The organism is Brevibacterium sp. HMSC063G07, from assembly GCF_001810665.1.
Taxonomy (GTDB): Bacteria; Actinomycetota; Actinomycetes; order Actinomycetales; family Brevibacteriaceae; genus Brevibacterium.
Genome location: NZ_KV802347.1, coordinates 61,531 through 83,069 on the forward strand (window position 1 = coordinate 61,531; position 21,539 = coordinate 83,069).

Annotated in this window: 18 protein-coding genes and 1 pseudogene; 17 read left to right on the forward strand and 2 right to left on the reverse strand. The window is 63.2% G+C overall.

Features of this window, described 5'->3' with window-relative positions:
• From HMPREF2757_RS04545 to HMPREF2757_RS04575, 7 genes are read left to right on the forward strand one after another with little or no spacing between them, the layout of a single operon-like run.
• Complete coding sequence (locus HMPREF2757_RS04545) at window positions 1–2,118, forward strand: S9 family peptidase (protein WP_070573752.1); 2,118 nt, start codon at window positions 1–3, stop codon at window positions 2,116–2,118.
• Window positions 2,115–3,272 carry a hypothetical protein gene (locus HMPREF2757_RS04550; RefSeq protein WP_070573754.1) on the forward strand — a complete coding sequence of 386 codons (1,158 nt, stop codon included), beginning with the start codon at window positions 2,115–2,117 and terminating at the stop codon, window positions 3,270–3,272. The genes HMPREF2757_RS04545 and HMPREF2757_RS04550 overlap by 4 nt, the downstream gene beginning before the upstream one ends.
• Window positions 3,269–5,455, forward strand: coding sequence for an NAD-dependent DNA ligase LigA (ligA, locus tag HMPREF2757_RS04555; protein ID WP_070573756.1), 2,187 nt, complete (start codon window positions 3,269–3,271; stop codon window positions 5,453–5,455). Before HMPREF2757_RS04550 ends, ligA begins: the two co-directional genes overlap by 4 nt.
• 52 nt (window positions 5,456–5,507) lie before the next feature.
• The gene (gene gatC / locus HMPREF2757_RS04560) at window positions 5,508–5,813 is read left to right on the forward strand and encodes an Asp-tRNA(Asn)/Glu-tRNA(Gln) amidotransferase subunit GatC (RefSeq protein ID WP_070573758.1); all 306 of its coding nucleotides are present in this window, start codon (window positions 5,508–5,510) and stop codon (window positions 5,811–5,813) included.
• Window position 5,814: 1 nt separating this feature from the next.
• Window positions 5,815–7,335, forward strand: coding sequence for an Asp-tRNA(Asn)/Glu-tRNA(Gln) amidotransferase subunit GatA (gatA, locus tag HMPREF2757_RS04565; RefSeq protein ID WP_070573760.1), 1,521 nt, complete (start codon window positions 5,815–5,817; stop codon window positions 7,333–7,335).
• Between the two features lie 11 nt (window positions 7,336–7,346).
• On the forward strand, window positions 7,347–8,822 hold the full coding sequence (gatB, locus tag HMPREF2757_RS04570; RefSeq protein WP_070573762.1) for an Asp-tRNA(Asn)/Glu-tRNA(Gln) amidotransferase subunit GatB: 1,476 nt from the start codon (window positions 7,347–7,349) through the stop codon (window positions 8,820–8,822).
• Between the two features lies 1 nt (window position 8,823).
• On the forward strand, window positions 8,824–9,837 hold the full coding sequence (locus tag HMPREF2757_RS04575; protein ID WP_070573765.1) for a hypothetical protein: 1,014 nt from the start codon (window positions 8,824–8,826) through the stop codon (window positions 9,835–9,837).
• A gap of 82 nt (window positions 9,838–9,919) precedes the next feature.
• Here HMPREF2757_RS04575 and def read toward each other — a convergent pair whose 3' ends face one another.
• Window positions 9,920–10,519: a peptide deformylase gene (def, locus tag HMPREF2757_RS04580; RefSeq protein WP_070573766.1), complete on the reverse strand. Its 600-nt coding sequence runs from the start codon at window positions 10,517–10,519 to the stop codon at window positions 9,920–9,922.
• A gap of 322 nt (window positions 10,520–10,841) precedes the next feature.
• Between def and cysK the strand changes: the two genes are divergently transcribed.
• The 9 genes and pseudogenes from cysK (at window position 10,842) to HMPREF2757_RS04620 (ending at window position 20,771) form a co-directional block, all read left to right on the forward strand.
• Complete coding sequence (gene cysK, locus HMPREF2757_RS04585; protein WP_070573768.1) at window positions 10,842–11,768, forward strand: cysteine synthase A; 927 nt, start codon at window positions 10,842–10,844, stop codon at window positions 11,766–11,768.
• Complete coding sequence (gene epsC, locus HMPREF2757_RS04590) at window positions 11,768–12,427, forward strand: serine O-acetyltransferase EpsC (RefSeq protein ID WP_070573770.1); 660 nt, start codon at window positions 11,768–11,770, stop codon at window positions 12,425–12,427. The genes cysK and epsC overlap by 1 nt, the downstream gene beginning before the upstream one ends.
• 494 nt (window positions 12,428–12,921) lie before the next feature.
• Window positions 12,922–14,085, forward strand: a complete 1,164-nt coding sequence (locus HMPREF2757_RS04595; RefSeq protein WP_070573771.1) for an LLM class flavin-dependent oxidoreductase — start codon at window positions 12,922–12,924, stop codon at window positions 14,083–14,085.
• A 2-nt stretch (window positions 14,086–14,087) separates the two neighbouring features.
• Window positions 14,088–14,813 carry an NAD(P)H-dependent oxidoreductase gene (locus tag HMPREF2757_RS04600; protein ID WP_070573773.1) on the forward strand — a complete coding sequence of 242 codons (726 nt, stop codon included), beginning with the start codon at window positions 14,088–14,090 and terminating at the stop codon, window positions 14,811–14,813.
• 145 nt (window positions 14,814–14,958) lie between these two features.
• On the forward strand, window positions 14,959–15,891 hold the full coding sequence (locus HMPREF2757_RS04605) for a 2-hydroxyacid dehydrogenase (protein WP_070573775.1): 933 nt from the start codon (window positions 14,959–14,961) through the stop codon (window positions 15,889–15,891).
• Between the two features lie 78 nt (window positions 15,892–15,969).
• The gene (gene ilvD / locus HMPREF2757_RS04610; protein ID WP_070573778.1) at window positions 15,970–17,670 is read left to right on the forward strand and encodes a dihydroxy-acid dehydratase; all 1,701 of its coding nucleotides are present in this window, start codon (window positions 15,970–15,972) and stop codon (window positions 17,668–17,670) included.
• 156 nt (window positions 17,671–17,826) lie between these two features.
• Window positions 17,827–19,026 (forward strand): annotated as a pseudogene (locus tag HMPREF2757_RS04615) (IS110 family transposase).
• Between the two features lie 192 nt (window positions 19,027–19,218).
• The gene (locus tag HMPREF2757_RS11380) at window positions 19,219–19,479 is read left to right on the forward strand and encodes an MFS transporter (RefSeq protein WP_141750177.1); all 261 of its coding nucleotides are present in this window, start codon (window positions 19,219–19,221) and stop codon (window positions 19,477–19,479) included.
• Entirely contained in the window at window positions 19,446–20,771 is a 1,326-nt protein-coding gene (locus HMPREF2757_RS04620) for an MFS transporter (RefSeq protein WP_176745886.1), read from the forward strand. The genes HMPREF2757_RS11380 and HMPREF2757_RS04620 overlap by 34 nt, the downstream gene beginning before the upstream one ends.
• A 76-nt stretch (window positions 20,772–20,847) precedes the next feature.
• Here the strand turns inward: HMPREF2757_RS04620 and HMPREF2757_RS11995 are convergent, their stop codons facing one another.
• Window positions 20,848–21,126 carry a hypothetical protein gene (locus tag HMPREF2757_RS11995; RefSeq protein ID WP_162131026.1) on the reverse strand — a complete coding sequence of 93 codons (279 nt, stop codon included), beginning with the start codon at window positions 21,124–21,126 and terminating at the stop codon, window positions 20,848–20,850.
• Between HMPREF2757_RS11995 and HMPREF2757_RS12195 the strand changes: the two genes are divergently transcribed.
• Window positions 21,088–21,417: a 4'-phosphopantetheinyl transferase family protein gene (locus HMPREF2757_RS12195; RefSeq protein ID WP_370919381.1), complete on the forward strand. Its 330-nt coding sequence runs from the start codon at window positions 21,088–21,090 to the stop codon at window positions 21,415–21,417. The two genes, HMPREF2757_RS11995 and HMPREF2757_RS12195, sit on opposite strands and share 39 nt — an antisense overlap.
• Window positions 21,418–21,539 lie beyond the last annotated feature (122 nt).

The following is a 21,539-nucleotide window of genomic DNA, read 5'->3' on the forward strand; positions in this document are numbered from 1 at the left end:
ATGCCCGGCCAGTCCGCAGCACCCGGTTCGTCGTTCGGGCCGACAGGCGGCTCACCGCTCACTTCGCCCATCACGGCCGCACTCGCAGCGGCAGGAACCAGGCCCATTGACCGGGCCCGCTTCACCCCAGGCGGTGTTCTCTTCTCCCAGCGCCGGGCCGGCCAGCCGGGTGTGGGCATTTTCTTCCGCGACGGCGACGGCGAGTCCCGCGACATTCTGCCGGAGAACCTCAGCGCCGGTTCGCGCGTTCACGAGTACGGCGGCGGCGCGTGGGACTGTGTGGATAACGGCACGGTCGTATTCGTTGACAAGGCTTCCCAGCGGCTCTACACAGTCAGCCCGACCACCGATCCGCAGGCGCTGACGGACGATTCCGGCGGGCGGGTGTGCTTCGGTGACATCACCGCCGCGGGGGCCGTTTTCACCGCGGTGCGGGAACTCCGAGGGGCGCACCCGCATGAGATTGTGCGGGACCTTGTGCTCATCGACCCGCACGCCGAGGAGCCCGTGCGCTCCCTTTTCCCCGCGGACTGGACGGGAGAGGACCGCCCGCACTTCATCGCCTATCCGCGGCTGTCACCCGACAGGAAACACGTCGCGTTCATCGGCTGGGATCATCCGGACATGCCGTGGGACGCCACCTGCCTGTGGCTTGCAGACCTCGACCCGCAGACCCTCAAACCGCAGGGCCCGCCCGTGGCGATCATGGGCACACAGCAGCGCCAGTCCATCCTCCAGCCCGAATGGTGCAGCCGCTCCACCCTCACGGTGAGCACGGACATCTCCGGCAAATGGAGCCTGGTGAACCTCGATGTGCCGGTTTTCCGGGCTCGCGCACTCGGCACACCAGGAACTCGCGAGGCGGAGTTAGTCCCAGTTTTTGAAGATCACGGTGAGATCGGCGGTCCGCTGTGGACACTGGGCACACGCTGGTACCTGCCGGTTCTGGGCGGACAGAGGATTGTGGCGGCAGCCGCACGCGATGGCATCACAACTGAGCGCACGAGCGCGCTTCTGTGGGCTGACAGCAAGCCCGACGAACAGGACGGCGGCCCGCTGGACTTCGGCGCCGATATCGACTGGGCCGAAATCGAGGACTTCAACGACACTGTCGCCCTTATTCGGGCAGGTGGGCGCAACCGGGTTGACGGCCTGTACACCTTTGACATTGCATCGGGTGAACTCGACCCGCTTGCTCTTTCGATCGTGCTGCCGGAGGACTGGTCGGCTATTGCCGAATACCTGCCGCGAGCCGAAGTGCGCGAATACTCCGGCATCCAAGCCGTCTGGTACCCGCCGCGCAGGCCGGGCACCGCCTCGGGTCCCGCCAGCGAGACCAACCCGGACAGCGCAGCGGACCCGGACCTCCGCCTCGACAGCAGCACTGATCAGGTCCCTCCGTGCGTGGCGTTTGTGCACGGCGGACCGACCTCCCGCGCCGTGCCGCGTGTGAGCCTGCGCCACGCGTACTTCACGTCCCGCGGGATAGCGGTCGTCGACGTCAACTACCGCGGCTCCACCGGAATGGGCAGGCAGTACCGGGAAGCGCTCAACGGCCAGTGGGGCGTTCTTGACGTTGCCGACACCGCGACCGTCGTCAGGGGCTTGGCCGATGACGGCGACATCGATCCGAACCGGGTGTCCATCAGCGGCGGTTCCGCCGGTGGGCTCACTGTTCTGCAGGCGCTGACCACCACGGATGTCTTTGCGTGCGGAAGCTCCTACTTCGGGGTTGTCGACCTTCGTTCACTCGCCGAAGACACCCACGACTTCGAATCCCGCTACCTGGAAGGCCTCGTGGGCGGTGGATCAGGGGATTCCGAAGCTCTTAGGAAGGCATCACCGCTGACGAACCTCAAAGACATCAGCGCGCCCGTGGCCGTCTTCCAGGGCGAAAAAGACACCGTCGTGCCGCCGAACCAAGCACGTGCGCTCATCGAGGCGCTCGAAAAGGCCAACCTGCCCTACGCCGCACGATTCTTCCCCGACGAAGGGCACGGCTTCACCGATCCCGAAGCCATTCGCACCTCACTGGAAGAGGAGCTAAGCTTCTACGGCCGCATCATGGGCTTCGCCGTTGACGTTCCGCCCGTGCAGCTGCGAGGCCGCGGACGGTGAACCACGACCGCTTGACACAGGCGGCAGCCGAACACGACGGTTCCAATCGACAGACCGCCCTGCCGCACGCCGCGTCGCTGGAGACACCCACCGCATCCTCAACGGCAACAACCGGGGTGTGGGCGGGAACTGAACCGCGCGAAGCTTTCAGCGCCGCCGTCACCGCACTCGGTGAAGGGCTTCCTGCGATTCCCCAGATTGCCCAGCCGGCCGAAGGCGGAACCCGCTGGGCACTGGACTTCCTCGCACCCGCGACGGGAATGCTCGACCTGCCCGTCGACCTCACCGCCGCAGGATGGCGACTGGCCAGGGGAGAAGGACGCGAACAGCGGCTCAGCCGCTCCCACACCGCCCAGATTCTCGACGCTGTTGAGGAATACCACGACGAACGCCCCACACTCCTCACCCTGCCCGGCCCGTGGCACCTGATTCGCCACATGTCACTGCCGTCGGGCGCACCCGTTCTGTCAGACTTCGGGGCTGTCCGCGATGTCCTGCAGGCCTACGCCTTCGCCGCCCAGGCACACCTGGCCGAAGTGGAGCGCAGGACCGGACGGGCGCCTCGGGCACGGATTGTGGAGAGGCACCTGGACCCGATCCTCACCGGGTCAGTGCCCACAGATTCCGGCTTTCGGACCCTGCCCAGCTTGCCAGAGCAGGCCGTTTTCACGGGACTGCAGTCATTTCTGGCCCGGTGTGGCAGTGCTCCGCTGCTGCACGTGCCGAAACTCGCCACGGTGCGCATCGGCGGGAAGGACATTCGGCACGCTGACCAGCTGCTCGACATCGGTGTTGGCTCGATTGTGGTCGACCTGCCGACTGGGTCTGGGTCAATCGGCTCTCCTGGTGAAGCGCCCGCCGTTCTTGCCCAGTGGGAGCGGCTGGCCGAATGGGCCGATGCCGGGCACGAGGTGTGGCTTAACTTCCCGCACAGCATCCAGCGGGCGCGGCTGCGTCAGACCCTGGAGTTAGTGTGGGAACCGTGGAACAGAATCGGCATGAGCCGCGCCTCGGCAGCCCAGTTCGGGGTTCTCACCGGCTTTGCCGAACCAGTTTCGGCCGGTCTGCTGCCAGCAGAAGCTGACACGGGCACATCCCGCAGTCTCATGGCGGCCGCTGCGGATATTCACAACGCGCTGAAAGAAGAAGAATGAGCACCTATTCACCGGAACAGGCAGCCGAACGCGCTGCCCGGCTGCGCGCTGAAATCGAAGAACACCGCGAGGCCTATTACGTGCGGGACGCCCCCACGATTCCTGACGCCGACTTCGACGCTCTCATGGGAGAACTCGAACAGCTCGAAGCTGAGTTTCCGGAACTGGCCACGGCGGATTCACCCACTCAGAAAGTCGGCGGCGGCGTTGACACAGAAGCCTTCGCACCGGTCGATCACGTGGCCCGCATGTACTCTCTGGAGGACGTCTTCTCGGTAGAAGAACTCGATGCCTGGTTTGCCCGGGTCAAGCGCAGTGTTCCCGCCGGCACGCAGTTTTTGTCGGAAGTCAAAATCGACGGTCTGGCGTGCAATCTGCTCTACCGCGACGGCACACTGGTGCGTGCTGCCACCCGCGGTGATGGCTACACCGGCGAAGACATCACGGGGAACATCCGCACGCTGAAAGACATCCCACTGAAACTGGACACCGACACCCCACCGGCACAGGTCGAAATCCGCGGTGAAGTCTTCTTCCCGCTGAAAGACTTCGCAGATCTCAACGCGGGCCTCATTGACGCCGGCAAGGACCCCTTCGCCAATCCGCGCAACGCCGCGGCCGGCTCGCTGCGCCAAAAAGACCCCAAGGTCACAGCCCAGAGGCCGCTGCGCATGCTCGTCCACGGTGTTGCCGCCTGGGTGACCGGTGGCGGCCAAGAACTGCCCAAGCGCCAGTCTGAGGTCTACGACATTCTGGGTAAGTGGGGTCTGCCCATTTCGCAGTACTACAAGCACTGCGAAACCGAAGACGACGTCCACGCCTACATCGAGCACTACGCCGAACACCGGCACGACCTCCTGCACGACATCGACGGCATCGTCATCAAAATCGACGATTTCGCGGTGCAGGAACAGCTGGGCTATACATCGCGAGCACCCCGCTGGGCGTGCGCGTACAAGTACCCGCCAGAAGAAGTCACCACAGAACTGCTGGACATCCGCGTGCAGGTTGGCCGCACCGGCCGGGTCACACCTTTCGCCATTATGGAACCCGTCCTGGTCGACGGGTCCACGGTCGAAAAGGCCACCCTGCACAACGGCTACGAGGTCAAACGCAAGGGCGTGCTCATCGGCGACACCGTCATTCTGCGCAAAGCCGGCGACATCATCCCCGAAATCCTCGGACCGGTGGTTGAAAACCGCGACGGCACAGAAACCGAATGGCACATGCCCACCCACTGCCCGGACTGCGGCACGGAACTGGTCGAACAGAAAGAGGGCGACCGCGACCTGCGCTGCCCGAACTCGCAAACGTGTCCCTCGCAAGTGGCCAACCGCCTGTTCTACCTGGCCTCCCGCGCGGCACTGGACATCGAAGCCCTCGGCGAAGAAGCTGCGCTCGCCCTGACCAACCCCCTGAGCCCAGACGAACCGCCGCTGCGCTCAGAGGCCGGCCTGTTCGACCTCAAAGCCGAAGACCTCGCAGACGTGTGGGTCGAACGCGAAGAAAAGAAGAACGGGGTGCCCACCGGCAACATTAAGCGCGTCCGCTACTTCTACAACCAGCCCGAGTACTACACATCGGGCCCGGACAGGGGCCAGATCAAAACCCCGGCCCAGCCGTCTGCGGGAACTCTGCGCATGCTCCAGGAAATCGAAGGTGCAAAAGACAGACCGCTGTGGCGCGTGCTCGTTGCGCTGTCCATCCGCCACGTGGGCCCCACTGCGGCACGGGCGCTCGCGGCTCACTTCGGTTCAATGGAGGCGCTGCGGGCAGCAGACCTCGACGCGCTGACCGAAGTCGAAGGCGTGGGCACGACAATCGCCCAGTCGCTCATCGACTGGTTCGACGTTGACTGGCACGCACAAATCGTCGACCGCTGGAGCGCAGCCGGGGTGTCCATGGCAGACGAAGCCGCCGAAAGCCCCGAAGAAGCTGGCCCTAAACCGCTTGAGGGCAAAACAGTCGTGGCCACCGGTTCCCTCGAAGGCTACACGCGAGACTCCGTGAAAGAGGCCATCATCGCCGCCGGGGGCAAAGCGGCCAGTTCCGTATCGAAGAAAACCGACTACCTTCTGGCAGGCGAAAAGGCCGGTTCGAAACTCGCAAAAGCAGAAGAACTCGGCATCCCGGTCCTGACAGAAGAGCAGTTCAACGCACTGCTGGCCGGAAAAGACGACTGAACCGGCGGAAGTACAATCAGACCAGCAGTTAGATCAATCAGAAAGGGTGACGATGTCGGAGGAATCCGCAATCACATCCGAACAGATTGCGCACTTGGCGCAGCTGTCGCGCATCGCAATGAGCGATGAAGAACTCACAGGACTCGCTGACGACCTCGGCACCATCATCAGTGCTGTCGCCCAGGTCAAAGAAGCCGTCGGGGACGACATTCCGGCAACCAGCCACCCCATCGCCCTGACCAACGTCTTGCGGCCCGATGCTGTGGGTCCCGTTCTCACCCCGGAACAGGCTCTCTCCGGCGCTCCGGCGCAGGAAGACGACAAGTTCCTCGTCCCGCAGATTCTCGGGGAGGACTGACATGGTCGATCTGACTCAGCTCTCCGCGTTTGAACTCGCCGCCGGACTCAAAGCCGGTGAGTACAGCTCAACCGAAGTGACCCAGGCGCACCTCGACCGCATCGAAGCCGTCGAACCGCAGGTCAAATCCTTCGTCACCGTCACCGCCGATACCGCTCTGGCAGCTGCCGCCGACGTCGACCGTCGCCGTACCGCAGGGGAGGACCTCCCGCTGCTGGCCGGTGTGCCCGTCACCCACAAAGACCTCGTGGCTACGGAAGGCATCCGCACCACGGCATCCTCAAAGATACTCGAAGACTGGGTGCCGCCGTACTCCGCTACCGTCTACGAAAAGACAAAGGCCGCCGGCATGCCCATGCTCGGCAAAACCAACCTCGACGAATTCGCTATGGGCCAGTCCACCGAACACTCGGCGTTCGGTCCCACCCGCAACCCGTGGAACCTCGACCGGATCCCCGGAGGTTCGTCAGGTGGTGCGCTCGCTTCGCTCGCAGCATTCCAGACGCCCCTGGCGCTGGGCACCGATACCGGCGGTTCCATCCGCCAGCCTGCTGCTTTCACCGGCACCGTCGGCATGAAGCCCACCTACGGTTCGGTTTCCCGCTACGGGGTGATCGCCATGGCAAGCTCCCTGGACACCGTCAGCCCGTCGGCACGCACGGTTGCCGACACCGCGGCCTTCCACCAGGTTCTGGCCGGTCACGACCCACTGGACTCGACATCCTTGCCGGATGAAGTTCCGGACTTCCTCGAAGCCGCCAAGCGCGGGGCCGAAGAGGGACTGGAGGGCAAACGCCTGGGCGTTATTCGTCAGCTGTTCAGCGACGCAACATCGGACGCTGTGCGCGCTCAGTTCCAGGCCGCCGTCGACGAAGCCCAGAAGCAGGGCGCAGAAATCGTCGAAATCGACGTGCCCAGCCTCGGCTACGCAGTGCAGGCCTACTACATCCTCATGTCCTCCGAAGTCTCATCGAACTTGGCCCGCTACGACGGCATGCGCTTCGGCCTGCGGGTAGAACCTGAAAACGGTCCCGTCACCGCCGAAACCGTCATGGCCGCCACCCGCGCCGCCGGTTTTGGAAGCGAAGTCAAGCGCCGCATCATCATGGGCACCTACGCCCTGTCGGCAGGGTTCTTCGATGCCTTCTACGGTTCAGCCCAGAAGGTGCGCACCCTCATCCAGCGCGACTTCGCCCAAGCCTTCGAACAGGTGGATGCGCTCATCGCACCCACCACGCCGAACACCGCGTGGGAATTCGGTGCGGAAGACCGCCTGAGCCCCATGGAGATCTACCTGTCAGACGTCACCACGATCCCCGCAAACCTCGCGGGCATCCCCGCCATGAGCCTCCCGGCGGGCCTGGCAGACGACGGTCTGCCCGTCGGCCTGCAGCTGCTGGCACCGGCACGGGCCGATGAGCGTCTGTACCAGATCGGTTCGGGCTTCGAAGCCGCGCTGAACGCAGCACGCGGACACAGTGTGCTCGATGAAATCCCCGCACTCGCAGCGGACAAGAACTGAGGAGCGGAAACATGAACTACGAAGAAGCCGTATCCAAATACGATCCGATCCTCGGCATCGAAGTCCACGTTGAACTCGGCACCGAGACCAAAATGTTCGACGCCGCCCCCAACACCTTCGGCGGAACCGCAAACGCCAACGTGACCCCCACCTCGTTGGGTCTGCCCGGCTCGCTTCCGGTGGTCAACGAAAAGGGCGTCGAATCGGCCATCAAGATCGGCCTGGCACTGGGCTGCGAAATCGCCGAATCGTGCCGTTTCGCGCGTAAGAACTACTTCTACCCGGACCTGGCGAAGAACTTCCAGACCTCTCAGTCGGACGAACCGATCGCCTATGACGGTTCGGTTGAAGTCGAGCTCGAAGACGGCGAAATCGTCACGGTTCCGGTTGAACGCGCCCACATGGAAGAAGACGCCGGCAAGAACACCCACGTGGGCGGTTCCGGCCGCATCCAGGGTGCCGAATACTCATTGGTCGACTACAACCGCGCGGGGGTTCCGCTGGTCGAAATCGTCACCCGTCCCATCGAGGGCACAGGCGCACGCGCACCGGAAGTCGCAGCCGCCTATGTGCGCACGCTGCGCGATATCTTCCGCGCCCTCGGGGTATCCGAGGCGCGCATGGAGCAGGGCAACGTCCGCGCCGACATCAACGTGTCGCTGCGCAAGTCCCCAGATGCTCCCCTGGGCACACGCACCGAAACCAAGAATGTGAACTCGTTCCGCTCGATTGAGCGTGCGGTGCGCTACGAGATCGTCCGCCAGGCCGAACTGCTTGATGCCGGCGAATCGATCCTGCAGGAAACCCGCCACTTCCACGACGAAACCGGCGAAACTTCGCCCGGGCGCGAAAAATCGGATTCCGATGACTACCGCTACTTCCCGGAACCGGACCTCGTGCCGGTTGTGCCGTCGCGCGAATGGGTTGAACAGCTGCGCGCTGAACAGCCCGAACTGCCCACGGCCAAGCGCCGCAGGCTCATTGGGGAGTGGGGCTTCTCTGACCTCGAAATGCGCGATGTCATCAACGCCGGCCTGCTCGAAACAATCGAGGCGACCGTTGCCGCCGGTGCCAAGCCGCAGGGCGCGCGCAAATGGTGGACCGGTGAAATCGCACGCCAAGCCAAACAGCAGGACGTCGAACCCGAAACCCTCGTTGCTCCGGCTCAGGTCGCCGAACTCGAAAAGCTCATCGCCGACGGCAAGCTGAACGACAAACTGGCCCGCAAGGTCCTCGACGGCGTCATGGCCGGTGAGGGTGACCCACAGGCGGTCATGGAGGCCAAGGGCCTGGAAATCGTCAAGGACGATGGCGCGCTCGAAGCCGCGGTGGACGCCGCAATCACTGAGAACCCGGATGTTGTCGAGCGCATCAAGGGCGGCCACATGCAGGCCATCGGCGCCCTCATGGGCCCCATCATGAAGGCCACCCGCGGGCAGGCTGACCCCAAGCAGGCCCGTGAACTCATCATGAAGAAGATTGGCTGATATGACTGCACGCTGGCGGAAGCTGTGGGAACGCGAACTGGGTTCAACCGTGCCCAGCTACCGCTTCTTGATCTCGGATTCTGTCAGTGACGCGGTGACCCGCGCGTGGAAAGCCCGCGGGTACGAACTGGCAAGCACGTCCGGGGGCACAAAAGCGCTCGGACCGCTGATGCACCGGAATGTGCTTGCCAGTCGCGCCGTCTTCATCGGCACGACAACCGTCGGCGGGATGGTCACCGGAGGGCTGGCGTTCATTACGGCAATTGCCTCGCTGGTAGCCGGGGACCTGGTTGATCCCGGAGTGATACTCACGGGCCTGTCAGCCGCCGGCACACTGGGCACGTCCGGGTACACGGGTGTGCGCTACCTTCGGGACCCCAAACGGCTGAATAAGAAAGCACTGGAGGAATCTCAGAGCGCCCTGTGGCTTACTCCGCAGGCACTCGGATACTCCTTTGGACGGCAGGACACTGACGAACAGCGGCTGTTCCACCTGACAGTGCACATTGCACAGCAGATCAGCCGCACTCCCGCCTGGAACAACCCGGTGTTGGAAGACCACGTGTCCCACATCGACCTGGACCACGCCGTATCAACCATCGGCGTGCGGCTCCAGGAGATCTACCTGCTGCGCAGCGAACTCGAATCCCTGCGGGACCGAAGAACCGCACCGCAGATCGATGCCTACCAGGAACAGCTGGCGGCGGCGTTCCGTTCGATTGCCGACCGAGTCACTGCAATGCACGATTACCTGGGCGGACTGGGCCGCCTGTCAGTCAAACTGAGCGAGCTGCAGCGCAGCGAGCAGTCTCGCGAAATCGGGGAGAGGGTGCTTGACGTTGTTGCCCGCACAGCTGCCGACGACGCCGCCCTGACCAACCTTGAACATCTGGGGCTCGCGGCGGAATCGCACGTCGAATCTATTCAACAGCTGTTGGGCGAACTGGAAAGCTCAGCCGCAGAGTTCAGCGGAGAGACCGAAGCCGTCAAACTGGACCGCGAACTGGACAGCTGACCGGCCCCGGCCAGCGAGAACCGCCGAGCAGACATCCGCAGCGGCGACTGGCGCATCGTGAGCCGACCGGCACCTCTTAAGATCAGCTGAGGTCTTCGTCTACGGCGTCGTGCCCAAAGGGGTCGGGGTCGGTGCCCGGCAACCAGGACAGCCCCGGTTCGCCGTAGCCGTATTCAGCTTTGGCTCGTGTCCACTTCTTAGCCCACCGCCTATCCAGGCGGTCCACGTAGAGTGTGCCCTGCAGGTGATCGAATTCGTGTTGCATGATGCGGGCAAACCAGCCCTCAGCGCTCAATGAAATGCGCTCACCGTTTTCATCAAAGCCGTTGACTGTGACCTTGCCCGCGCGCTTGAGCGGAAAATCGAGGCTCGGCACGGACAGGCAGCCTTCGGATTCGGTGTCCGGGTTCGGCCGAGTATCGGGAATGCGCGAAGCCGTGAGAATAGGGTTGATGAACACTCCGCGGCGACGGCGGGCCTCAGCTTCGTCATCCGCGTCATAGACAAAAATCTGTTTGCCCACGCCGACCTGCGGGGCGGCCAGCCCCACGCCGTTGGACACTCGCAGCGTTTCGAACATGTCTGCGACAAGAGAGCGCAGATCGTCATCGAAATCGACGACGGGGTCAGCTTTGCGGTGCAGAACAGGTTCGCCGTATACGACGATCGGATGAATTGTCATGCGCACATCCTAACCAGCAGTTCTGACACGGGCAGGGCCCACAGGCGGGCATGGCCGACAGTCCCCAGGGTGCGCCCTACAGTAGTGCTCCGGACAGTCCCCGCGCAGAAAGCGACCATCGGATGTGATGTTGTGCGCACTGGCCGACCCCGGCTGTACCCGGGCAGAGCCAACAGGCCATAATCGGGAATATACGCCCGGCTGGTGCTGTTGGTCGGGCAGAAGATCAGCAGCTGAAGCCATTGGCTGGTGTGTCACGTGTAGATGCGGGACTGCCGGCCGCAGTTCCGTGGACCTTTTCGAATCAACTCAAAGGAAAGCTGTGACTGTTTACAACAGTGTTTCGGAACTCGTCGGCAAAACACCCCTCCTGCGCCTCAAGCACGCCAGTGAGCGCACCGGTGCTGAAATCCTCGCCAAGCTCGAATACTTCAACCCGGCAAACTCGGTGAAAGACCGCATTGGCGTGGCCATGATCGACGCTGCTGAGGAAAGCGGCCAGCTCAAGCCCGGCGGCACGATCGTCGAAGCAACCTCCGGCAACACCGGCATTGCCCTGGCCATGATCGGAAGGTCGCGCGGCTACCGCGTTGTGCTCACCATGCCGGAATCCATGTCGATGGAACGTCGCGCCCTGCTGCGCGCCTTTGGTGCTGAGCTCGTGCTGACACCCAAGGCCGACGGCATGAACGGTGCGGTGAACAAGGCCAAGGAAATCGCCGACGAAACCGGCGGTCTGCTGGCCTCACAGTTTGCCAACAAGGCCAACCCTGAAAAGCACTACGCCACCACCGGCAATGAAATCCTCGAAGACGCTGGCACGGTCGACATCTTCGTTGCCGGCATCGGCACCGGCGGCACCATCACGGGTGCCGGACGCGCACTGCGCGAAGCCAATCCGAACGTCAAGATCGTTGCGGTCGAACCGGAAGCTTCGCCTCTTCTGTCGGAAGGCCAGGCAGGCCCGCACGCCATTCAGGGCATCGGAGCCAACTTCGTTCCCGAAGTCCTCGACACTGAGCTCTACGACGAAGTCCAGGCCATCGGCAACGAAGAAGCTCTCGAAGCTGCACGCCGCGTGGCACGTGAGGACGGCACGCTCGTGGGCATCAGCGCAGGTGCTGCTCTCGCCGCAGCCGAAAAGGTTGCATCGCGTCCTGAAAACGCCGGAAAGAACGTCGTCGTCATCTTCCCGGACCTCGGTGAGCGCTACCTGTCGACGCCGCTGTTCCAGGAATACATGCACTGATGAGCCGACTCCTCAAAGGTGCGCTGCTCGCCGTCAGTGCGGCACTCAGCACGGCCGCCGTGGTCGGTTTGTCTAAGCCGAACGTGCGGGCGGCTGTGCGCGAAGACCTCGACAATGCCCGCCGCCGCGACCCTGCGGCGACGAACGATGTTGTCACGGCGCTGAGCTACCCGGGCCTGCACGCCATTTGGGCGCACCGGGGGATTCACCGACTGTGGAACAAGCCCGGCGGTAAGGCTCCCGCGCGTCTGCTGTCGCAGGCTGTGCGGGCGCTGACCGGAATTGAGATCCACCCGGGCGCTACCATCGGCCGGCGGTTCTTCATCGACCACGGCAGCGGCGTTGTCATCGGTGAGACAGCTGAAATCGGCGACGACGTCATGCTGTACCACCAGGTGACTCTGGGCGGGACGTCGACCGAGGCCGTCAAGCGCCACCCCACCATCGGCAACGATGTGCTGATCGGTGCCGGAGCTGTTGTTCTGGGGCCGGTTGAGGTTGGCGATGGCTCTTCGGTCGGCGCGAACGCGGTTGTCGTGGGCGATGTCCCTGACGGCACGATCGCCGTTGGCATTCCCGCCAAGATCAAACGCCCCAAGGAACGCCACGTCCCCACCCACGGCGAGGTGGAACTCGTCGATCCGGCTATCTGGATCTGATCTGGACGAGGTTTTGTGAGTAGGTCACGCGGTGAGGTGACTCGTTTCAGCAGTTCTGCGGCCCCTGTCTTATGGCAGGGGGCCGCAGTCGTTTGTGGAGCTGGGGTCTGTACCCCGGCATCAAGGTGTGAGTCGTCGGGAGAGTGGTGCGGCACCTCGTCATTTGGCCCCGCCCCACGCTTTAGCAACAAAAACTCCCGTTAGCAGTGGTTGCTAAGGCGCAGATCTGTGGCTAGTGGGAGTTCCTGTGCGGGTAACGGGTGTTTTTCGGTTAAGGCGCGTTTTTGGGGAAGTTAGGTCGAAGCCGCGCGCCGCGCTGCGATTCGGGTGGAATCTGCTAATTAGGCAACAGAACGAGGCAAAAACTGCGGTTTTGCCTCTGTTTACTGCCTAATTAGCAGAGTTGCCAATCTGTGCCCGGGAAGTTTCCCCGGCACCCCTCCGTTAGAATGGTTGATTGTTCAATCAACGCCCTCTGAGCTTAGGAGCGCACTGTGGAATTCGGAATCTTCACCATCGGTGATGTCACCCGCGACCCCGTGAACGGCACCATCCCGACCGAGCACGAACGGCTGATGAGCACGGTGAAGATCGCCGAGCATGCAGAAGCCGCCGGCCTCGACGTCTTCGCAACCGGTGAGCACCACAACCCGCCGTTCGTCGCACCGGCCAACCCCGCCGTCCTCTTGGCGCACCTGGCAGCGCGGACCGAGAAGATCCACCTGAGCACCTCGACGACCCTCATCACAACCAACGATCCCGTCCGGCTGGCCGAAGACTACGCCTACCTGCAGCATCTGGCCGGCGGGCGCATCAGCCTCATGATGGGACGCGGCAACACCGGCCCCGTCTACCCGTGGTTCGGTCAGGACATCCGCGAAGGCATCCCGCTGGCAGTCGAAAACTATGCACTGCTGCACCGCCTGTGGCGCGAAGAGAACGTCAACTGGGAAGGCCGTTTTCGCACGTCGCTGCAGGGCTTCACGGCAACTCCGCGCCCGCTGGACGACGTCCCGCCGTTCGTGTGGCACGGCTCCATCCGCTCACCCCAAATAGCCGAACAGGCCGCCTACTACGGTGATGGCTTCTTCCACAACAACATCTTCTGGCCCACGTCCCACACCGCTCGCATGGTCAACCTCTACCGCCAGCGCTACGAATACTACGGCCACGGCAAGGCCGAACATGCAATCGTCGGATTGGGCGGGCACGTGTTCATGCGCAAAAACTCCCAAGACGCGGTCAATGAGTTCCGCCCCTACTTTGACAACGCTCCCGTATACGGCCACGGGCCGAGCCTTGAAGAGTTCTCGACTCAGACGCCGCTGACAGTCGGCAGCCCGCAGCAGGTCATCGATCGCACCCTCAGCTTCCGCGACTGGGCCGGTGACTACCAGCGCCAGCTGTTCCTCATCGACCATGCGGGCCTGCCGGAGAAGACCGTGCTCGAACAGATCGACATCCTCGGTGAAGAAGTCGTCCCGGTCCTGCGCCGCGAATTCGCATCCCTGTGCGAGCCTGGCGTGCCGGAAGCGCCAACGCACGAATCACTCAAGGCTCGCCGCGCTGCCGGAGAAGACCCCATCCCCGGAGGCGGACCGAACTCCAAGGCTGCCCAGGAACGTTCACAAGCCGCCGAAGAACACCAGGAGGGCTGACCGTGAAGATCACAGCACTGACAGCCTCGCTGTCCGAATCGAGCACCAGCAATCGGCTGGCGCAGAGGATTCTCGACACCGCGACTGAACTGGCGGCAGAAACTGCGAAAGAAGCCGCGGCAGAGCTAGCAACAGAAACCGCGCCAGCAGACCCACAAGCGACAGCCCCACTCGAAACCGAGGTCATCAATCTGCGCAGACTGTCCCACCAGCTGGTCGATTCGATGCTCACCGGAGTGCCATCAGACGCACTCGACGAGGTCTACGCCAAACTGCGCACCTCTGACGCCGTGGTGCTCGCAGCTCCTGTCTACAACGCCGCACCCATCGGTCTGCTGACCATGTTCCTCCAGCTGTTCCCCGAGGCCGGTCTGCGCGGCATTCCCGTCCTGCTGGCGTCAACCGGCGGTACGGCCCGCCACTCTCTGGCCATGGATCACCACATTCGGCCCATCATCGCCTACCTCAAGGGGCTCGCCCTGCCGACGACGGTCTTCGCGGCCACTGACGACTGGGGTCTGCCGGAAGAGCAGACCGGTATGTGCAAGCGGATCGAGGCAGCGGTTGAGGAGCTGCTGGAGCTCGGCTCGGGACGAGGTGCGGGAGGTACTGGAAACTCACGAGGTGCCAGCACCTCGGGCGCCCACGGCACCTCGCGCGGTGTGGAACCGGTCGATGAGTTCGACCCGAACACCATCACCCCGTTCGATCAGCTGCTCGGCGGCTGAACCGGGGCAGGGGAGCCGTACTCAGCCGCAGACAGGCGAGAAGCTGAGCTCCGCCTCGTGAGCCCTGACCCGTCAACCCAGCCAGCTCTGTCCGCCTTGTGAACTGCGCCAGGAAGAAGCGCAGTCAGGCTGACACAATGAGGCCATGAGCACGATTACAAAAATCGCCTTTCCGGACCCTGGCCTTCTTGACGATGTGCGCTCGCGCCTGAGCGACAGCGCACGCAGCGCCCTCGACCTGCGCGTGTGGTCGGCCGAACACCCAGATTCCGACCCCAAGGATCTCGACGCTGTGATCCTGCCCTATCTGGGCGCGGAGTCGACTGTTGCGAAACTCGATGAGATCAACGACCTCAAGCTCGTCCAGGCCCAGACGACCGGCTACGACGTGGTCAACCACCTGGTAGGCAAAGTCACGGTCACCACCGGCGCGGGAGCGCACGCGGCAGCGACCGCGGAACTGGCCGTCGGCCTCGTACTAGCGCGGCTGCGGGGACTCGACGAGGCCGCTCGCAACCAGCTGACCGGAACGTGGGACCATCAGCGTCGCCTGTCCCTGGCCGACCGGAAAGTCACCCTGCTGGGCGTCGGTGGGATTGGCGAGGAAATCCGCCGCCGCCTGGAACCGTTCGAAGTGGAGATCACCCGCGTGGGCAGCCGCGCCCGGGAAGACGAACACGGCAAGGTCCACGGCAATGACGACCTCGCTGAGATCCTGCCGAATACGGAAGTGCTCGTTATCGTCACCCCGCTGAACGAGCACACCGAAGGCATGGTGAACGCGGAATTCCTCGCCCAGCTGCCCGACGGTGCGCTCGTGTGCAATGTGGGCCGCGGCAAAATCGTCGACACCGACGCGCTGCTGGCTGAGCTCGAATCGGGCCGACTGCACGCCGCGCTCGACGTTGTCGACCCCGAACCGCTGCCAGAAGACCACCCGCTGTGGAAGGCCCCGAACACGCTCATCGCCCCGCACGTCGGCGGCAACACGAGCGCCTTCTTCCCACGGATCCTCAAAATCCTCACGGAGCAGCTCGAACGGATTGCCGCGGACGAGGAGCCGCTCAACAAGGTCTGAATCTGCTGGTGCGCACCGACCTGTCCGAATAGTGCACACGTTCTCCAGCATGTGGACAAGAGGATCTAGACTGCGCTTATGAGCGAAACACCAGATATCAAGCCGCGTTCGCGCGACGTAACGGACGGACTCGAACGCGCCGCTGCCCGCGGCATGCTGCGGGCAGTTGGAATGGGCGACGACGACTGGGAAAAGCCGCAGATCGGCGTCGCCAGTTCGTGGAACGAAATCACCCCCTGCAACCTCACGCTGGAAAAGCTTGCCGGGTTCGCCAAAGAAGGCGTCCACGCTGCCGGCGGCTACCCGCTGGAGTTCGGCACGATTTCCGTGTCCGACGGCATTTCCATGGGCCACGAGGGCATGCACTATTCGCTGGTGAGCCGCGAAATCATCACCGACTCGGTCGAAACCGTCTTCGGTGCTGAGCGCCTGGACGGCTCCGTTCTGCTGGCCGGCTGTGACAAGTCGATTCCCGGCATGCTCATGGCGGCAGCCCGCCTGGGCCTGTCGAGCGTGTTCCTCTACAACGGCTCGATTATGCCGGGCACCGCAAAGCTGTCGGACGGCACCGAAAAGGAAGTCACCCTCATCGACGCCTTCGAGGCGGTCGGCGCCTGCCGTGCCGGGAAGATGACCGAAGCTGACGTCGACGCCATTGAACGCGCTGTCTGCCCTGGTGAAGGCGCGTGTGGCGGTATGTACACCGCCAACACGATGGCCTCGGCGGCCGAAGCCATGGGCATGTCGCTGCCGGGCTCGGCAGCGCCGCCGGCTATCCACACCAACCGCACGCTGTTTGCCCGCGCATCGGGTGAGGCTGTTGTCGAGTTGCTGCGCCGCGGCATCACCACGAAGGACATCATCACCTACGAATCGATCTGCAATGCGATTGCCGTGACGATGGCCTTCGGCGGTTCGACCAACGCGGTGCTGCACCTGCTGGCAATTGCTCACGAAGCCGGTGTTGACCTTTCGCTTGATGACTTCAACCGCATCGGCGACAAGGTTCCGCACCTGGGCAACGTCAAGCCCTTCGGCGATTACGTCATGAACGACGTCTTCAAGATGGGCGGCGTTCCCGTGGTCATGAAGGCTCTGCTTGATGCCGGTCTGCTCGAAGGCGACTGTATGACGGTCACCGGCAAGACGGTTGCGGAGAACCTCAAGGACATCAACCCGCCGGATCCGGACGGCAAGATTGTTCGCGCTATGAGCAACCCCATCCACAAGACGGGTGGTCTGACGGTGCTCACCGGATCGCTGGCACCGGAAGGTGCGGTCGTGAAGTCGGCGGGCTTCGACGCCGATGTCTTCGAAGGCACCGCACGTGTGTTCGACCGCGAACAGGCCGCAATGGACGCTGTTCTAGAAGGCAAGCTCAAGGCCGGCGACGTCATCATCATCCGCTACGAAGGCCCCAAAGGCGGCCCGGGTATGCGCGAAATGCTCGCCATCACCGGTGCCATCAAGGGGGCGGGCATCGGCAAGGACGTTCTGCTCATCACCGACGGTCGCTTCTCGGGCGGTTCGACGGGGCTGTGCATTGGCCACGTCGCTCCGGAGGCCGTCGACGGCGGACCGATTGCCTTTGTCGAAGACGGCGACAAGATCACCGTCGACATCGCCGCTCGTTCGATCGACCTGCACGTTGATCAGGCCGAACTCGACCGTCGTCGCGAAAACTGGACGCTGCCGGAAAACCCGCGTCTGCACGGCACGCTCGGCAAGTACGCCAAGCTTGTCCGCTCGGCCGCACTCGGAGCCGTCACGACCGACTGAGTCACGTCAGGGGGTGTTGTCACCGGAACCGGTCTGGTTCGTTCGGATCACTAATAGAAGCACGCTCTGATCACTGTGGGGCTGCGTAACGTGGATGTGAGCGCGCGAACCATCGGTGAGCTCGTCTTGTACTGGACCAACCAACGAAGGTACCCGATGGAGCCTCAAATATTTCTTGGCATCGATGTCGGCAAGACAGACCATCATGCCACCGCTGTGAGGCGTGATGGCCAGATCATGTATGACAAGCCGTTGCCGCAATCTGAGCCAAAGATTCAACAACTGTTGAAAGATCTTGTCGCCACATACGGTGAGCTATTGGTTGTGGTGGATCAACCCAAAACCATTGGCGCATTGGTCATCGCTGTGGCCCAACAGTTGGGGATTCAAGTCGCTTACCTACCGGGGCTGACCATGCGCCGGGTAGCCGATCTTCATCCGGGTCAGGCCAAAACCGATGCCCGGGATGCTTTCATTATTGCGGAAACAGCACGCACCATACCGCACATGTTGCGCGGGATCACTGTTGCTGAAGAACACATCGCGGAATTGTCGATGCTGTGTGGATTTGATGATGATCTCGCCGCCCAGCTGGCCCAGGTCCGTAACCGGTTGCGTGGCTTGCTGACCCAGATTCATCCATCGCTGGAACGGGTGTTGGGACCACGATTAACCCAACCGGCAGTGATCGATGTGCTCGGTAGGTATCCCACCCCAGCGGCCCTGCAACGGGCTGGGCGTGGTCATGTCAAGGCCCGCTTGAAAAAACTCGCGCCGCGGATGGCAAAGCGGCTCACCAACGAGATCTTCGCCGCCCTAGCCGAGCAAACCACCATGGTGACCGGCACGAAAGCCGCTGAACATATCGTGGCTCGACTGGCCGCCCAACTGCAGCAACTGAGTCAACAGCGCACCGATATCGAAGCTGAAATTCTGATGGTGGTTGATGCCCACCCTCGAACCTGCGTCCTGACTTCGATGCCTGGCATTGGGGCCAGGACGGCTACACGCATCCTCACTGAAGTCGTCGGCAAAGACTTCAAATCCGCAACACACCTAGCCTCGTACGCTGGCATCGCGCCCGTGACCCGCTAACCCGGGACCTCCATCCAAGGAGAAGCCCCGTCCAGACGTGGCAACAAAGTCCTCAAACGTGTGTTGTTCTTATCAGCTATCGCTTCGATCAAAGGCGACTCCGCTTCGCGGGCTTACTACGACAAGAAACGCGCCGAAGGTAAACGCCACAACCAAGCCGTCATCGCCCTCGCCAGACGGAGATCAGACGTGCTCTTCGCGATGCTTCGAGACGGCACGTTCTACGAATCACGACCGAAACAACTTACTCCAGCAACTTAACGAAAACCATAGAAGCACCCCCAGCTTTGGACGTTGCCGTCCTGGCGGGTGACACGGCGGTGAACAACCGTCGCCTTTGGTGTGAATTCTAGATAGAGCTAACTATAAACCATTGCCTGGTATCCACTGGCGCGCCTACTTTGGCCTGGTAGATACAAATGCAAAGAAATGGTCTTCGAGGGGAGTGTCCCTGTGATCGTGCCAGCACAGGAGAAGTCGTCCAGCCGCCTCAAGCTCGTTACGGCCAGTGCCTGCCTCGCGCAGATCATGGTGGTCCTTGACACAACGATCATTGCCGTCGCCATGCCCAGCGCACAGGCCGATCTCGGCTTCGATGACTCGGCGCGCCAGTGGATGGTCACTGCCTACACGCTAGTCTTTGGTAGCCTCCTACTGCTTGGGGCCGGATCTCCCAGCGGGTGGGCATTCGCACCGCCTTCCTCGTCGGCCTGACCGGTTTCGCGGCGGCCAGCGTCCTGGGCGGATTCGCTACCTCGACTGCCTGGCTCCTCGCCGCGCGTGCTTTGCAGGGTGCGTTCGCTGCCCTCCTTGCGCCGACAAATCTCAGCTTGATGAACGTCGCTTTCCCCGAAGAAGCGGACCGGGCTAAGGCTTTCGCCATCTTCGGCGCGGTCGCCGGTGCGGGCGCGGCAGCCGGGCTTCTCCTGGGCGGCGTGCTCACTGAGTCCCTGTCATGGAGATGGTGTCTCTTCATCAGCATGCCTATCGCACTGGTGGCGGCCGCCGTCGCGGCGCCCTCGCTTAGCGTCCTTCCCGGGCCGCAGTCGCGGGACGGTGCGCGGGACCTCTTCGGGCTCATGCTCGGCACAGCCTCGGTCTTCAGTTTCGTCTTCGGCCTGTCGCGTGCCGACGGCGACAGCTGGGACGACCCAGCCGTCATCACGCTGCTGGCCACCGGCGTCATCCTGCTGTTCCTCTTTCTCATCCGCGAGAAGCGGGCCCCCAACCCCCTGTTGCCTCTGATGATCCCCGGCGACCCGGTCCGAGGTGCCTCATACCTCTCTATCGCTGGCGTGGGCTTGGCGCAAATGGGGGCGTCGATCTATCTGACCTACTACTTCCAGGAGCAACTCGGCTACTCACCGACGAAGACCGGGCTAATGTTCCTCCCGCTCATTCTCGGCCTCATGGGCGCCGCCGTGCTGAGTATGCGCTTCCTGGTGCCACGGTGGGGTCCGGCCCTGGTTTATCCCCTCGGGGCACTCTGCCAGGCGGCCGGGTTCTGGATGCTCGGTACCCTGGGACCGGACTCCTGGTTTGGCGAGGGTATGGTGCTGCCGCTTGTGGTCGCTGGAATCGGGATTGGTCTGGTGATGGCTCCTGCAATGTCCTTGGCGACAGCTGGCACGACCGTGGCTTACAGCGGAGTCGCGTCAGCTACAGCCAACACCAGCCAGCAGCTCGGGGCGTCACTGGGCGTCGCCTTCCTGTCCACGTGGGCGTCGCGGCACGTCGCTGACGGAATGGAGGCTCGCGCAGCCGAGATCACCGCCGAAATCGGGGACCGGCTCCGGCGGGCTAACGCCACGCCCACCAGCCCGGAGGGCCAGGCGATCGCCGAGCAGCTGAAGCAGGCAGCCTTCAGTGACGAGGTGATCGAGTCCTACCGGTCCGGTTTCGTCGTCATGGGGTTCCTGGCATTCGCGGTCAGTGTGCTGACCCTGCTCGTCATGTGGAGAGCCCAATCCGGCAAGGAAGCGGACCGGCATGCTCTGGACGTGTAGTCAGGTCCCGCGGGCGCGGTTCGACCATGCGCTGTTGCCGCAGGTAGTCGGGGAAGGCCGACGTCGACGCGTGGAGTCACTCCGCCGAGGCGAGCAGCAGTGGCAGTGTCTGACGGCTGACCGCCTGGTACGTGCGCTGGCCCACCACGTGGGACTGGGAGAACACGCGTACCTGCCCTCCGGACAGCCCGTCATAGACGGTGCCCACGTGAGTGTCTCGCACGACTCGACAGTGGTCGTGGCGACGATCAGTGGCACCCCGGTCGGAGTAGACGTCGTGGACGTGCAGCGCTGTGAGCGGCTGGACGCCCGGCACGTGTTCTCCCCGGCCGAGATGGAGGGACTCAGTGTCCATGGTGAGCGGCTCCAGGCGACGCCCCTGCAGAAGGCGCGGTCTTGGGCGGCGAAAGAGGCCGCGCTCAAAAGGGTCGGCCGCGGACTCGACCTGGATCCCCGTCGACTGTCTCTGCATCGCACACCCAGCGGATGGACGGTAGAGGGTGTGGCGCCGCACGCCTCGCCTGTCCAGCTGGCCGCCCTCGGATCGGTCCACCTCCTCGCGTTCGTGAACGGCCCGGAACCTGTCCTCTCGTCGTACATCCCCGTGCACCGCATAGTCCTGCAGTCCCACCCATTCGACCATTAAGGAGCATGTCTGATGACTGACCAGTCCTACAAGGCAACCGCCTCGCAACAGATCCTGTTTACGGAGTACGAACTTCACCCCCACAATGATGAAGTGCCCCGGGTTTTGTTCCTAGGCGTTTG

Excerpts from the sequence above, each read along its gene's own strand:
- HMPREF2757_RS04545 (WP_070573752.1), top strand. The coding sequence starts at position 1 with ATGCCCGGCCAGTCCGCAGCACCCGGTTCGTCGTTCGGGCCGACAGGC.
- ligA (WP_070573756.1), top strand. The coding sequence starts at position 3,269 with ATGAGCACCTATTCACCGGAACAGGCAGCCGAACGCGCTGCCCGGCTG.
- gatC (WP_070573758.1), top strand. The coding sequence starts at position 5,508 with ATGTCGGAGGAATCCGCAATCACATCCGAACAGATTGCGCACTTGGCG.
- gatA (WP_070573760.1), top strand. The coding sequence starts at position 5,815 with ATGGTCGATCTGACTCAGCTCTCCGCGTTTGAACTCGCCGCCGGACTC.
- gatB (WP_070573762.1), top strand. The coding sequence starts at position 7,347 with ATGAACTACGAAGAAGCCGTATCCAAATACGATCCGATCCTCGGCATC.
- HMPREF2757_RS04575 (WP_070573765.1), top strand. The coding sequence starts at position 8,824 with ATGACTGCACGCTGGCGGAAGCTGTGGGAACGCGAACTGGGTTCAACC.
- def (WP_070573766.1), bottom strand. The coding sequence starts at position 10,519 with ATGACAATTCATCCGATCGTCGTATACGGCGAACCTGTTCTGCACCGC.
- epsC (WP_070573770.1), top strand. The coding sequence starts at position 11,768 with ATGAGCCGACTCCTCAAAGGTGCGCTGCTCGCCGTCAGTGCGGCACTC.
- HMPREF2757_RS04605 (WP_070573775.1), top strand. The coding sequence starts at position 14,959 with ATGAGCACGATTACAAAAATCGCCTTTCCGGACCCTGGCCTTCTTGAC.
- ilvD (WP_070573778.1), top strand. The coding sequence starts at position 15,970 with ATGAGCGAAACACCAGATATCAAGCCGCGTTCGCGCGACGTAACGGAC.
- HMPREF2757_RS11995 (WP_162131026.1), bottom strand. The coding sequence starts at position 21,126 with ATGGACACTGAGTCCCTCCATCTCGGCCGGGGAGAACACGTGCCGGGC.